This window comes from Butyricimonas faecihominis, assembly GCF_033096445.1.
GTDB lineage: Bacteria > Bacteroidota > Bacteroidia > Bacteroidales > Marinifilaceae > Butyricimonas > Butyricimonas faecihominis.
This window is the reverse complement of the sequence record NZ_AP028155.1, coordinates 708,631-722,502: the sequence shown is the minus strand read 5'-3', so window position 1 is coordinate 722,502 and position 13,872 is coordinate 708,631. Positions and strand designations below refer to the sequence as shown.

13 protein-coding genes are annotated in these 13,872 nt (G+C 41.8%); 3 read left to right on the top strand and 10 right to left on the bottom strand.

Annotated features, from left to right (window positions below):
* Nucleotides 1-19: 19 nt before the first annotated feature.
* The 6 genes from R8806_RS03025 to R8806_RS03000 form a co-directional block, all read right to left on the bottom strand.
* On the bottom strand, nt 20-1,861 hold the full coding sequence (locus R8806_RS03025; RefSeq protein WP_124316640.1) for an OmpA family protein: 1,842 nt from the start codon (nt 1,859-1,861) through the stop codon (nt 20-22).
* Between the two features lie 25 nt (nt 1,862-1,886).
* Nucleotides 1,887-2,483 (bottom strand): DUF3575 domain-containing protein, encoded by a 597-nt coding sequence (locus R8806_RS03020; RefSeq protein WP_124316639.1) that lies wholly within the window; start codon nt 2,481-2,483, stop codon nt 1,887-1,889.
* Between the two features lie 28 nt (nt 2,484-2,511).
* Entirely contained in the window at nt 2,512-3,411 is a 900-nt protein-coding gene (locus R8806_RS03015) for a FimB/Mfa2 family fimbrial subunit (protein ID WP_124316638.1), read from the bottom strand.
* Between the two features lie 99 nt (nt 3,412-3,510).
* The gene (locus R8806_RS03010) at nt 3,511-4,731 is read right to left on the bottom strand and encodes a FimB/Mfa2 family fimbrial subunit (protein ID WP_124316637.1); all 1,221 of its coding nucleotides are present in this window, start codon (nt 4,729-4,731) and stop codon (nt 3,511-3,513) included.
* A 439-nt stretch (nt 4,732-5,170) separates the two neighbouring features.
* Entirely contained in the window at nt 5,171-6,094 is a 924-nt protein-coding gene (locus R8806_RS03005; protein ID WP_124316636.1) for a tyrosine-type recombinase/integrase, read from the bottom strand.
* Nucleotides 6,095-6,279: 185 nt separating this feature from the next.
* Nucleotides 6,280-6,714, bottom strand: coding sequence for a bactofilin family protein (locus R8806_RS03000; protein ID WP_124316635.1), 435 nt, complete (start codon nt 6,712-6,714; stop codon nt 6,280-6,282).
* Nucleotides 6,715-7,024: 310 nt separating this feature from the next.
* Between R8806_RS03000 and queC the strand changes: the two genes are divergently transcribed.
* From queC to R8806_RS02985, 3 genes are all read left to right on the top strand, one after another.
* The gene (queC, locus tag R8806_RS02995) at nt 7,025-7,696 is read left to right on the top strand and encodes a 7-cyano-7-deazaguanine synthase QueC (protein WP_124316238.1); all 672 of its coding nucleotides are present in this window, start codon (nt 7,025-7,027) and stop codon (nt 7,694-7,696) included.
* Nucleotides 7,697-7,847: 151 nt separating this feature from the next.
* Nucleotides 7,848-8,399: a 6-pyruvoyl trahydropterin synthase family protein gene (locus tag R8806_RS02990; protein ID WP_124316239.1), complete on the top strand. Its 552-nt coding sequence runs from the start codon at nt 7,848-7,850 to the stop codon at nt 8,397-8,399.
* Nucleotides 8,400-8,410: 11 nt separating this feature from the next.
* Complete coding sequence (locus R8806_RS02985) at nt 8,411-9,226, top strand: 7-carboxy-7-deazaguanine synthase QueE (protein WP_124316240.1); 816 nt, start codon at nt 8,411-8,413, stop codon at nt 9,224-9,226.
* 345 nt (nt 9,227-9,571) lie between these two features.
* Here the strand turns inward: R8806_RS02985 and R8806_RS02980 are convergent, their stop codons facing one another.
* From R8806_RS02980 to R8806_RS02965, 4 genes are all read right to left on the bottom strand, one after another.
* Nucleotides 9,572-10,075, bottom strand: a complete 504-nt coding sequence (locus R8806_RS02980) for a glycine cleavage system protein H (RefSeq protein WP_124316241.1) — start codon at nt 10,073-10,075, stop codon at nt 9,572-9,574.
* A gap of 126 nt (nt 10,076-10,201) precedes the next feature.
* Nucleotides 10,202-11,614 (bottom strand): hypothetical protein, encoded by a 1,413-nt coding sequence (locus R8806_RS02975; protein WP_124316242.1) that lies wholly within the window; start codon nt 11,612-11,614, stop codon nt 10,202-10,204.
* Between the two features lie 20 nt (nt 11,615-11,634).
* Nucleotides 11,635-12,411, bottom strand: a complete 777-nt coding sequence (locus tag R8806_RS02970; RefSeq protein WP_124316243.1) for a DUF4843 domain-containing protein — start codon at nt 12,409-12,411, stop codon at nt 11,635-11,637.
* A 20-nt stretch (nt 12,412-12,431) separates the two neighbouring features.
* Nucleotides 12,432-13,868: a RagB/SusD family nutrient uptake outer membrane protein gene (locus tag R8806_RS02965; RefSeq protein ID WP_229782887.1), complete on the bottom strand. Its 1,437-nt coding sequence runs from the start codon at nt 13,866-13,868 to the stop codon at nt 12,432-12,434.
* Between the last annotated feature and the right edge of the window lie 4 nt (nt 13,869-13,872).

The following is a 13,872-nucleotide window of genomic DNA, read 5'->3' as shown; positions in this document are numbered from 1 at the left end:
TATCGTTTACTTTTTAATTCTACCTCTTATGATATATCTCAACACGTCTTGCCCGACGATTCACTTGGATCCAGTCAATATTTCCCTCCGACTGAGTTCCCATTTCTTCCTTCATCTCTTCTGGAGAAAGTTTCACCTTGCCGTGAGCCTTTATATTGAATTGTATATTTACACCATGATCCCGTAAAAACTCGGCCACGCTCTTTGCTCTTCGAGCCGACAGGGCATAGTTGTAATTATCACTACCCATCTCGTCCGCGAAACCGTCAAATCTCAACTCGGTGAAATAGTAGGTACCCATTTCATTGATAAACTGCTCTAGGCATTGAGTGGATTCTCGGGTCAATTTGTCCGAATCGAAATCAAAATAAAGAGTCATTAGCAAACCTTCCGGTGCATATCGTTTTAGTGAAATAGTTTCCTTGGTAACCGCTTCCGTGGCCCCGTTCAGTAACAAAGCCCCGCCCAAAATCGCGTTTTCCTCGCTCATCCCGAAATGAGGGTCTCCTTGTTGGGTCCCCAAATCTTCATCGGTTTGCAGATAATAAATATCATCCCGGGACTCCATTTCCCGATCCGAAACGAAATAAGCGGTTCGCAAATCCAGCGGACACATAAAATAGTCGTTGAAAACCGAATTCACCGGATAAGGGAAATGACGCACGCTGCCCGGAACTACTCCCTCGTGATCGTAGTTGGCATTGAACAGATCATACCCACCGAAACCCGGTAACCCGTTAGATGAAAAAATAAGACGTCCCTCGTAAAGCAAGGGAAAAATCTCGTTCCCTTCCGTGTTGACATCCGCCCCCAAATTCATCGGGGTTCCCCACTCTTGCGTCTCCTCGTCCCAATGAACGACGTACAAGTCAAATCCACCGAATCCTCCCGGCATATCAGAAGTGAACAACAATGATTTTCCGTCATTAAACAAGTAAGGATGAGCATACGAATTTTCTGGGTCTTGCGGGAAAACCGGAATGTACTTTCCAAAACGTTTACTCTGGTTCTTGATCACCGAATAATACAATTTAGTCCGGAAAGGACGATGCTTTTTGTCCACCATCTCCACCGATACATTCTTTTTATCGTACTCGATCACCGTGGTCACCATCAACTGCATATCCGGTGAAAACGTCACCGGTCCATTCTGCAAATCCACCGGAATCCTCCGGAAATAATCGGAATATCTCGGTGATTTCTGTGACATCACTTTCTCCCCGGCCTCCTTCAACTCGTAATAGTGAGTACGATGGAAAAACAACTTCCCGGGATCGTTAAACTTACTGTAACTGATGGCATAGAAAGGTTGTTCCCCGTAATTCCCGATCCAGAACTCGGCATTCGGCGTGTTCAAAGCCAATCGTTTGGCCGTGAACCCGGGAAATTCCTGCACGGAATGACGCATGGCAAGAGCCTCCAGTGTATTTTGGTAGCGTTGGTACCTGCTATACTGATCTTTATAGGCATTATCCAAGCAAATCGCCTCGGCTTTCCGTGTCTGACCTTGGAAACGCAACGCATCAATGTAATCACACACGTCATCCACGAGGAACAAATCCCGTTCCAGCTCCATCGCCTTCTCGTAATGCCCGATAGCCCAACTATAATCCCGTACCATGAAATACAAGCGTGCGATCTTCAGGTGAAGAGCGGCTTGATTTTGCAGATTCTCTTCTTTTTTAAGAGCCGTTTCATACTGCGCCATCGCTTTATTAAACTTCTGTCTAACAAAATTACGGTCAGCCCGTCTCTCCACCCGTCCCAGCTTTCGTTCATGCGCCTCGACTGGAATTGCCCCGTCCATCAAGAAAAGGAACACGGCAACCGACAAGAGAATGTGTATCTTCTTTTTTCTCATTTTCAGCAACATTTTATCTGTAATACTAGCGGAATATATTGTATGTAAGACTCACTCCGAACTTCGTCGGACCAATCCATTGTTTGGTCTTCTTGAGTTCCAACGGGAACTTCACGTATTCTCCTCCTAGTTTATATTTATCATACTGGAAATGAGCATACCCCACACCGAGATTCAAATCCAGTCCCAAACGGGAATTAAAAGCAAACTTGTACCCGAAAGTAATACCTCCCGATACCCCCCATCCTTTCCGGCGATGGCTCCGAAGCGGGTCATTATGCTTCAATAACCCGATATTAAAATTGCCATACATGGCGTAAGGACCGATATAAAATCCATCCCATGAATCATTCGTGTAAAAATTTTGCGGGTTCCAATAATACCGCAACTCCGCGGCTCCCATTAACACGCGGAAAACCTCCTCGTTCTTTTTAAACATGTACGGTAACCATGCCCCCTCGGCATTCACTGTAAGTTGTCGCGTTAACGTGTATTCAAAACCGATATTAGGTGAACCGGTCAACCATAAAGGTATATTTACCTTGACACTTTGCGCCCGCACCCCACCAAACAAGCAAAGTAAAACGGAAACAAGTAAAATATATCGTACAACTGGTTTCATAGTATTCTCTTTATTCATGAATATTGCATCATTCCATGTTTGTATTACCACTCTCTATATCTTCATTCCATCCCACGATCGCAACTTTAATCACGGTGTAAGAATCGATTTCGATAATGATTCGTTGACCATGTAATAACCTGAGTGGCAACCCGGTCAGTTTATCTTTCACTTCCACCGGTAAATGATTGACAGCAATACCGTCACTATCAAGGAATGTATAATTCAGTCTCATAAATTCGCCTTCTACAGACGGTAAATAACGATGATCCACCTCTAAGTAATCAGCAGTCGTCTGTGCCGGTAACTCTCCGAAATGAAACATGTGGTCATCCGAGGTCTGCCGACCGGCTATCGTATCATGTTTCAAATACTGCACGGTGGATGCCCCTTCTGTCAACAATTGCACGTTTGCTATGCGAGACACATCACCCGGAAAATTTTTAAAACGCACGGTTACACGTCCCGTGTAATGTTCCAACTCGACCGTGTCAGTACGCAAAATTCCCGGATGATCAATCACAGGTACAAACTTCTGGAACAACACGTCCGAAGGATGCACGTAATGATTCTCCCCGGAATCGCTGTTATTCAACATAAAAGCAGAGGTTTCCAGTTGTTGTTCATCCACAAATGAAAGACTATCCGTGTTGGTATAACAATAGACTTTATATTCACCGGGGGGTAATCTAAAACTAAACAACCCTGCTCTCATACGGGGATCTTTCCACGGGGCAGCCTCGTAACGCGCTCCCACCAACACTCCGGTCTCGTCATAAACCAGTACACGACAGTCACTAACCTTATTATCCACCACTTCGGGTACGTAAACTTGGTAATTGGTTTCATCTTTAAAATAATCATAGGTACATGACGCGAGCAGGATAATCACACCCGTAAATACTATGAGAAGTCTGTTCTTTCCCATATTTAATATTTTTGTTGATTTTACACTGATTTCAGATTCCCCGGGAGCAGAGGATCCCGCTCCCAGGCAATCATCTTGAGTGTATAAAAAGGAATTCTTTTACAGTGTAAGTGCTGATTCCACGATATTACTACTCCAAGCCTCCGGCGTACCGACACTGATTGTCAAACCACCTTCTTCTCTAGGCTTGGTCGGTACGTCCGTGGTACCTCCTGAACGCAAGGTCAGATTCACTTCGCGAATCGTGTTCGGCGTGAAATTCTCCTTGATCAAACCGGACCAGTAAACCGGACCGTCAGCGGCCATTTCATCCCCGTTTGCCAAAATATGACCCGTTGCTCCACGTCCGGAAACAACGATAAAGTACTGCCGATCGGTAGATGCTTCCGCTGTTGATGCACCATTAACAGCACGTCCTCCATTATTCGGCCACACGATAATATCTCTCCACATGGTGAAATTACCACCCAAAATAACCTTCGGATCATATCCTGAAGTAGGATTAGCCGTGTTGAAAATAGTACCGTCCTTCACGGCCAATATATTGGCATCGGTTGACGTTGAACTCACACCACCTGCGTTTGCAGCCCCAACTTTCATGTTGTCGGGTAAACGATAGATCATGATAGACGCGTCTTTCGTGAAATCAACCGTGTTCAAATTATCCGTCTCGCTATCCTTCACGTTCAAACGAACACGCAACATGGCAACTTCGCGCTTCAGAGCAATGGCCGGTACTGTAGTAGTAATTCCGGTTGTAACATCAAAACTCGCTGATGCTCCCATGAAAATTTCTGACGGCTCGGTATAAGCAGTATTACCCGCGGTGGTCAATTTAGACGAACAGAATGTCGGGAAGTCTCCCGCTTTATGCTCTATCACCAAATTCGGGAGAGTCTTCTGACGCACATTCCACATGGTCCATTCCGTTGGAGTTGTACCTCCATCTAAATAAGTGGTAATTGCATCGGAAGAACTTTTCACGTTCGCAACAGCAACTAACGTGTAACCGGTACCTACCGGTACGTCCGTGTACGTGAAAGTAGTCAATGCACTTGTCGGGTTCACGATGGTTGAATAAACCACTTGACCGGACGTGTTGTACAATAAGAATTGTAATTGTTTGATATTTGACCATGAAGTTTCTGGAATTGCCGTGGATTGCGGAGCTCTACCTTCCATTCCGGTTTTGTCAAAAGTAACTTGAAACGTTAAACCGGCTTTTTCTGGATCCGGATAATCCGAACCACCACTCTTTGAACAAGCACACACTACTACCATTGCAAGCAATGACCATAATAAACTAAATCTTTTTTTCATAACCCATTCTTTAAAATTACCTAACATTTGAAATCTGACAGAATGTCATCAAAAATTTTTACTACACACTATTTAAATTTACCGTTACTTTGTAGGTAACGGTAAAACATAAAATTTCAAATAAAAAGGGGTCTTTCGGCGGGTTATTATTTATATAATGAATTTTTGTAGTCCGAGGAAGGCGATCTAAACTCCGCCCATCTTTCAGAAAATCGAGGTGGGTAATAGTTTTTTTGTCTCCAAAAAAACTATCACGCAAAAAAAATTGAATTATTTTACCATCTATTGAAAAATAATCGTCGCATTATTTGAAATAATAAAAATATATATATAAATTTGCACTCATTAAAAGATTCCGTTACCTACAAAGTAACGGATTTTTTTCTGACTAATTGTCAGACATTTACCTTCTTGATATCACATAATTCCTATATTATTCTCAACACAACACCTTCTTTGATAAAACAAAGGCCACAAGTGCATTATTCAATTGGTTTACCTCATCTTCCCGGTAACGCTGGAAATAAGTCTCGGTCACCTTTACCGATGAATGCCCCATCGCGTCACAGATCAGGCTGGAATTATAATTTTGTCGCAACGCCGTGGTTGCCCAAGTATGACGTGCCACGTAAGTACTCAATTGCTCTCTGATCTTCAAGAAATATCCCACCTGCCGCAACCGGTAGTTATGCAGGCGCAACATCCGAGAATACTGCCGGTACTCGTCCTGCTTGGGATCTTGAATAATAGGGAGCAAATAAGGAGAATCAGGATACATGTCCTTGTATTTCTCTATAATGGCCATCGCTTCCGAACAAACCACAACAGTTAGTTTTCGTCTCGTCTTGTGCCGGTGATAAACAATCACGTTCCCCTGTAAATCACATTTACGCAGGAATGCCAAGTCAACAAAAGGCATCCCTCGAAGCAAAAACAGCAGGACAAACATATCCCGGGTAAAAGAAAGCCGTTCAGGCAAAGGCTTTTTATCTGTCATCAACCGACAGATTACCTCCGGGGAAACCGCCCTTTTCACCTGACAATCGATCCCGGTATGCACCCGGCTGAAAAGACGGGGTATATAAGAGGCTATCCCTCGCTCAACCGCTTGATTATAAACAGATCTCAGCGTCCGCATATACGTTGAAATAGAATTCCACTTCAACTGGTCGGACAACAGTTTCCGCTCGAATTGAGACAACCACTCCGGGGTCAATTGCTTAAAACTAACTTCACGTCCATTCGCAAATTTCTTCAACCGTTTCAAAGTACTCTGATAAACATGAGCAGTACCATCCCGCTGCTCCCGTTCCAACTCGACAATAAGTCGCTCCATAAACTGTGTTAAAAATTCTCGTTTCATTTTCTATCTGTTTAGATTTCAATTTAAGTGTTTTATAATTTACCCCCAATTGACACGTGACCAAACACGTGCCAACTAGCTATTTATGCAAACATTTCAACAACCGACCATTCACTTGTCATAAAATCGTACATCCAAACCATGAGAAAATTAAAAGTCTATTTTTAAGAGAATACAGTCTAGGGCTACTTCTCCTCTACCACCAAGACCTTTTCCATTTTGGTGTTTTTTTCCTTCACGGGTGCATTCATCCCGGTGGTATTACAAACACCATCGAACCCGGCATTCGGCTCTATTTCCAGCTTACGCGTGTAAACATCACCTTTCACCATGCACCCGGATTTCATGTACAGCTCATTCGTCGCACGAATATCTCCTTGCAACAAACCATACAACACCGCAGTATCACAGTTCACATTTCCCTTGACTTTTCCTTGTGGACCAATCACAACTTTTCCCTTACAAATAATGTCTCCCTCTAACGTTCCCTCCAGATGTAATCCTCCAGCAATAGTGATTATCCCTTTCACTATCGTCCCTATTGTTATCATTGTCAGGTTGTCAGCACTGACTTTCATTACTTTTTCAGTGTCATCTTCATTCTTTTTCTTTCCAAACATATCAAATATGAATTAGTCATTAAAAAGATGAACACTCTTCGATTTTCAAATATTAGTATCTGACAAATATAAAATAAATAGGTGAAAAATAGAACACACTGTCGACAAAAAATAGTAAACAAAAAAAGTTTTACATAAGTAAAAATAATGACAAGAACACCGAAACGAACGGGAATAATACTGCACGGCAAGATTCACGACTATCGAAAAACTGACAAAAAGTCTTGTTTATCCCCCTCTTCATTTTCTGTTGATCGTAACCCGAAATATATTACCTTTGTATTTATAAATAACAGGAGAAAAGAACATCATGAAAAAAGCGCTTGTTTTATTATCCGGGGGACTGGATTCCACGACAGCCCTATACGTTGCCAAAGAGCAAGGATTTAATGAATTATACGCCATCACTTTCGAGTACGGGCAAAAACATGATAAAGAGATAAAAGCGGCAAAAGCCGTGGCAAAAGCCGCCGGAGTGAAAGAACACAAATTCGTGAAAATCATGCTGAATCAATGGGATGGTTGTTCCCTCACGGACGAGAAGATGGACATTCACGATGGGGATATAAATCGAACCACCATTCCGGACACGTACGTTCCTGCCCGGAACATGGTATTTCTTTCCGTGGCGGCCTCCTACGCGGACGCCCTCGACATCACCGACATCTTTATCGGGGTCAGTGAGGTTGACTACTCCGGGTACGTGGATTGTCGGGAAGAATTCATCCGTTCCATGGAACAAACCATTAACCTAGGAACTGTTCTCGGTGCCGAGAAAAAACAAAAAATCACCCTTCACGCTCCCTTCATGCACATGACCAAGGCCGACGAGGTGCGTCTGGGGAATCGTTTAGGAGTTGATTACAGCCTCACTTGGACTTGTTACCGCGGCGACGAAAAACCCTGCGGTACCTGCGATAGCTGCCTTCTCCGGGCCAAAGCATTTGAAGAGGCGGGAATAAAAGACCCGTTGTCTAATTGAAAATGAAAAATGGAGAATTGAAAATGAAAAAACCGATTTAATTTATGATTTATGAATTACGATTTACGATTGAAAAAGCGTGGACTTCGTGGGTGGAAATCTAAAATCTAAAATCAATAAATTAGTAGGATTTAAAATTTAAAATTGATAAATGGTAATTAGAAAGTTATTCAAATTCGAGGGGGCACACATCGTGCGGAATTGTTCTTCACACCGTTGCCGGGAGAACATTCATGGACATTCGTATATCGTGGAAGTATTTATCACGTCCGACAAGCTGGACCGGGGATACATGGTGATGGACTTCGTGCTACTGGATAAGGTGAAGGAACTCGTGGATAGTTTCGACCATACCTACTCGTTGTGGCAGGAAGAATCCGACGAGTTGAAGACTTTTGTATACAAATACAACCGCCGGGTAGCTGAAATACCCGTCTCTCCTTCTGCTGAAGGATATGCATTGTTATTCCTTTACCTAATCGACAAAATCCTGCAAAACACGGAGCATAAAAACGGGGAAGGAAACGTACAACTCTCCTCCGTTCGGGTACATGAAACGGCAACCGGGTATGCCGAGGCTTTCCGGGAAGACCTGAAACTCGTGAATTTCAATGTTCACAACATCCGTTTTTCCGAGGCAATCCGGGAAGAATGGAAAAATGATCAGTGGTGGGAAGGAATTAAGATAAAAGATAAAAACTAAGAAACTCACGTATGTTACATTTGGCGAAGGATGGTATTTTCCCGATCACGAAAGACAAGGACGGTAAATTGCTAAAGGAACTGCCCGCCTCGGGATTGCACGTTGCAGGAACGATACAGGGCGAGGGAAAATTAAACGGTGTACCTTCCCTGTTTATTCGGTTAGCCGGATGTAACCTCCATTGCACGTGGAAAACACTTGCCGGGAATACTTGCGAATGTGACACGGCATACGCGGCCTTTAAAGTAGAGAATTCGTTCTCCCTGCCCGTGGAAGAGATCGTGCGAATTATAGGACATAACCGGGGAAACATAGATCATATCGTAATCACAGGTGGCGAACCATTCTTGCAAGCGGATAAAGTCCGGGCATTGTGCCTACAATTAAAAAAAGAGTCCCATTTTCATATTACCGTCGAAACCAACGCCACGCTTTATGTAGAAGAATGTGCCGAGATGATCGACTTTTTTAGTCTTTCCCCAAAATTATCCGGCTCTGTTCCCCCTGCACCTCATATGGACCACCACAACAAGACCCGCATTAATATCCCGGCTATACAATCATTTATCACGTATGCCCGTAAAAACAAAAAAGACTTTCAACTAAAATTCGTTTACTCCGGGGAAAACGAAATCATCGAAATACAGGCACTTTTAAAACAACTGGATGGATGGGGAAACGAAGACATCCTATTGATGCCGATGGGAGCCACTCCCGAAGAATTAAGCCTCTCGATTCCCAAAACTCTGGAACATTGCCTCCGAAACGGGTGGCGTTTCTGCGATCGGCTGCACATATCTCTTTTTGGCAACAAACAAGGAGTATAAATATAAAAGCGGTATTCTATCCCATTTAAGCACGTGAACATCCGTCAAAAAATACACATTAAGAAAACCCGGACTAACAAAGACGACTCAACTCGGCTTTAAGTCAGCTATATCTCAGCCGTGTGCAATATTCTGGGAATAATATCGGTTGTAAATCTTTCTGATCACTTACAATAGTCTATCTCTACTCCTTCTCTTACATACGTGTCATTATCTCTTCGTTATTCGTCGTTATCCACTCGCTCCTAGGAACGGAAAGATAACGAAAGGATAACGACAAAATAGGAAAAGGATGTAAGCTGAAGAGTGGAGATAGACAAATTCTAACATTAAAAAGAAAATGCACTATTGAATAGCTTGAGCATACTCTTGCTCACTCATAAGATTTCCTAATTGATCTCTTTTCAAATGGCATTTATATACCCAAACTTGATTAGGTTGCATATCGTAAGGATTTTCAATCATAGGATTGATCCCCTTAACCACTCCGGCACAAGGCGCATACAATTTTGTAGAACCATCTGCACCTTCAATTTCAGCTAGCAATTCACCCTTTACAAAAGTTTCATCTACAGCTTTTGCAGGAGAAATAGAAACAATTGCATTTCCAATTGCAGATACCATGAAATAAGAAATCCCGACTTGAATATGATCATCGCCATTTTTTAACCACACATGATCTTTCATATAACGATTACCACTCTGTTCCAATTGTGAATAATACGCCTGATCCCGAGCCTGTGAAGGCAACGAAGACATATTCACGTTACCAGCCTCGATATCCCAGTTACCCCCGGAAAACAAAGCTATTAAAAATAAAATTTGAATAAAGAAAAAAACTCTTTTCATGCCCCTTTATTTTTTTGATTATTAAATAAAACACGTTTACACGCTGTCAGCAAAGTTAATAATTGTATTCAACATCATATCAGATTCTTACAAATTATTCTTCAAGTTTTAATGTTGCCTGTTCTACTACACGCGCCCTTTATAAATAATCGCAATAGGTTTATCCGCAATATTGTGGTATTGATTTACCAAGACAGAAGTCTTTACATCGTAGATATACAAATGCCCTTTCAGAGCTTCCGTTTCATCTTTTTCGTACAAACCAACATATAGTAAGGTTCCATCCGTGTTCATCGACAAACTGGTGATCTCCATTCCCTCAGGTATCGAAATAACAGGGGTTGTTGCCAACCGATTCTTCAAATCCCAATAATATATACCATCCTCACACGTGTAATACAGACAATCACATGATTTACTTCCGGCAAGCAACGAATTCCGGTTAACTTTCAGTGAAACCGGACTATCATAGAATTGAAGAATCGTCGGGTTTCCTAAGCTGAAAGTTGTCTGGGACAAATAGATATAGGAAGGCATCACTTTATAGGTAGCTATGACATACACGCTACTCCCAACAGGACAAATACCCCAAATATTAAAATCGACATACCTGTTTAAAGAGCTATTTACCCCTCCGAGCGAGGGTGAATAAAACACGGACGTTTCATAATTAACAAACACGGGTCTATCCACCGAAACTGCCGCATCAACATCCAGATTTTTAAAATATTCTGTCAGCACTAATTCATCTAAACCGTAATCATACACGTATCCCCGTCTGTCACGAGAGATGAGATATATGTTATTATTAGCAGAAACCCCGGCAAACTTCACGAAAGCACATCCCGGATATAATTCCTTAAACGAGGTCATTCCTTCAACATCGAAAGTCCGGGAATCCATATTATAAATCCTTCCCTCCTCACCGGAACAAACCAATAAACGATTATTTACCTGCACCATGTCGGTCACATCTTCCATTTTCGTTTGCGGGTTTATCTGCTCCATTATATCCGTCCGGAACGTAGGTGCTTTCCCGGTATTAATTTTCTCCTTTGTTAGTGTTCTCATAAAAGAAATCCGTCCTTTTCCATCCCCATCCCGACTTAACACCGTGATTCCCTCCGAAAACTCGGTATCTATCTGTAAAACAAAATATTTATACCGGATCGTTTCCCCGTTATCAACCCTCAATCGTAACCCGAAAGTTCCCAGTTCCCGAAAAGCATATCTCAATTCCGGATCGTGCGACACGATATGTAACGAATCTTTAATCGGATAGGACGCCATTCCATTTTCATCCGTATTCAACGTTCCGTAACTCCATTCATAAGCGAGAGGTAGCTCTTCTCCGGATTGTTCCACGCTCAAATCACTTACCACAAATTCCTCACCGAAATAAGCCGTCAGCGTGTCATGAGGTGCGGAAATTGTGATTTCCGATAACTCCCGATCTCCCAACGAAGACTGATCATCCAGACAGGCACCCAATCCGAATAAGGTAAAACACAAGATCCCGATACTGTATTTCGTTTTCATCTCCAATAACTTTTATTTGCTTAACGAATAAACCGATCCGGATCAACCATGGCAAACCCTTCGTACGTGTTTTCCGGATCACTATAATACTCGTAAGCTGGTTTCAACACGTATTTTATCCAAATCATATTTCCCGGCATCTGAAAAAAGGCTGTCGGGGCATTTTCCAAAAACTTCCCGTACTCCTTCTCTTTTTCGGCATAAAACACGGGTTTTAACTCTTCCAAGGCCCAAAAATTTTCCAGTATCTTCAAATATAATCTATCATTATTATTGTTATATTCTCCTAGGTAATAACTGGTCCACCAAGCCGGTTTCGCCAATTTCCCATCTATAATGGAAAGGCAATAATGATCCCCTTCCATCGGTCTGAAATAGTCGTTCTCCCGAAACTTCAAATAAAGAAGAACAGGATGATTCATCAGGTCCTCCGTCCGTTTCAACTTCAAGGGTAACACGCCTTCCACTTCATTTTTAGGAATGATCAAAGTACCAAACTCATAATGTTTACCGAATTCCGCTGTGGTTGAATCCTCCACGACTTCCAACTCAAAACATTGATCCTCATCAACAGACATTCCCATACTCTTCACCGGAATACGATACTCCACCTCTTTCTCTTCATAAATTGCGAAACTGAAAAATACAGTATCGGGAGCCACGTTAGAAACATATTTATTAAGATCCCAATTAAAATAGATACTTCTCTTCTGGTCCGGATTGTAATAGATAGCCTTGTTCGAACAAGCTCCTAACAGAAGGAATATTCCTGTATATATCAAATACTTTGTCATCATACGTTTTCTAATTTTATAATTTAACGAGGATCAAGCTCTTCCGTGGGTAAAGGCAAGGTGTAGATTCTATCACTCCCTTTTAAAGTTGCACCTAACGCATGAACATAAATATCCCGATTCAATCTTTTTAAACAAAACCACCATTGCCCTTCTCCAAATAACTCTTTTCTCCGTTCATTCATAATATCATCCAAAGTAATATCTTTACCCACATCCCGATCTGCAAATTTCACCATACCTCTAGCCGACACCACGGCATTCAAATAATCTCTTGCACGTTCTTTATCTCCTTCCCCCAATAAGGCCTCAGCCATAATATAATACATTTCCGGAATACGAATCATACTAAAACCGAAATATGCACCTCCGGAATATTCAGAGGCATCATTTGATTCATCCATGATTTTGACACAAATATCTTTTGAATTCCCTGTATTTTCTTTAGAAAGAAACCAAGCAGATAACCGTTTATCTTCCCCCAGTTCCGGTCCTTCTGCATTTTTATATAATAATTTCCAGCCATTATGAAGAATCATTATAGTTTTCGCAGCATGTCTATCATACAAATACGAACTAATATTCGTCGTATATAATCCCCAAATCGTCTCGGACAAAGAAATGCGTCTCTTCATGAATGTCGACAAATCCTCTTGATTCACAAATTGGAACTTTTCCGATTGAATTACTTTATTCGCATACTTTTTTGCGTTTTCCAAATCCCCTTTCATCCAATACACTCTAGCTAACATTGCTTGCGCTGCATACAAATTAAAATGTAATTCTCTGGCTCCCGTAAATCCCTTTTCTCCACCTTTACGAATCTTCGGCATCAAGGTCTCATCTTCAGCCAAACAAGTTTCAGCCTCTTTCAGATCTGCAATGATTTTCTCATACACTTCTTCCACTGATGAAAAAGGAGTTACTTTAAAAGTATACTTCGTTACATAAGGAATAGCCTCCGTTTTCGCATTTTCATCCGTTGAATTCACGTGAACAGCAAACAATCGCAATAAATCAAAATGGATCGCCGCTCTCAATCCTAAAGCTTCTCCACGATATAAGTCATAATACTTAAAATCTTTCACACTCTTCTGATCTAAATTCTCTATAATATTGTTTAGATAGCTAATTACGAGATAACTCGCTTTCCACATATCCTTTGCAATATATTTTGCCGATTGACTTGCAAAATTCAATGTAGACAAATACCTGTAAGTTCCATCATCCGTAACAAAATTTTGCCCCAACAACTCCGGTATCAACACAGACATATCCCCACCATACATATCCTCCTTCACCATCGACATATACACCCCATACAACGCATCCTCCACACCTTCCGCCGTACTGAACATATCATCGTTCACTACCTCCGATTCGGGATTTATATCCAAGAAATTTCCACATCCCAAGAAAAATAAAGAGACACATGCCAATAATATTCTTTTCATCATCATCTTC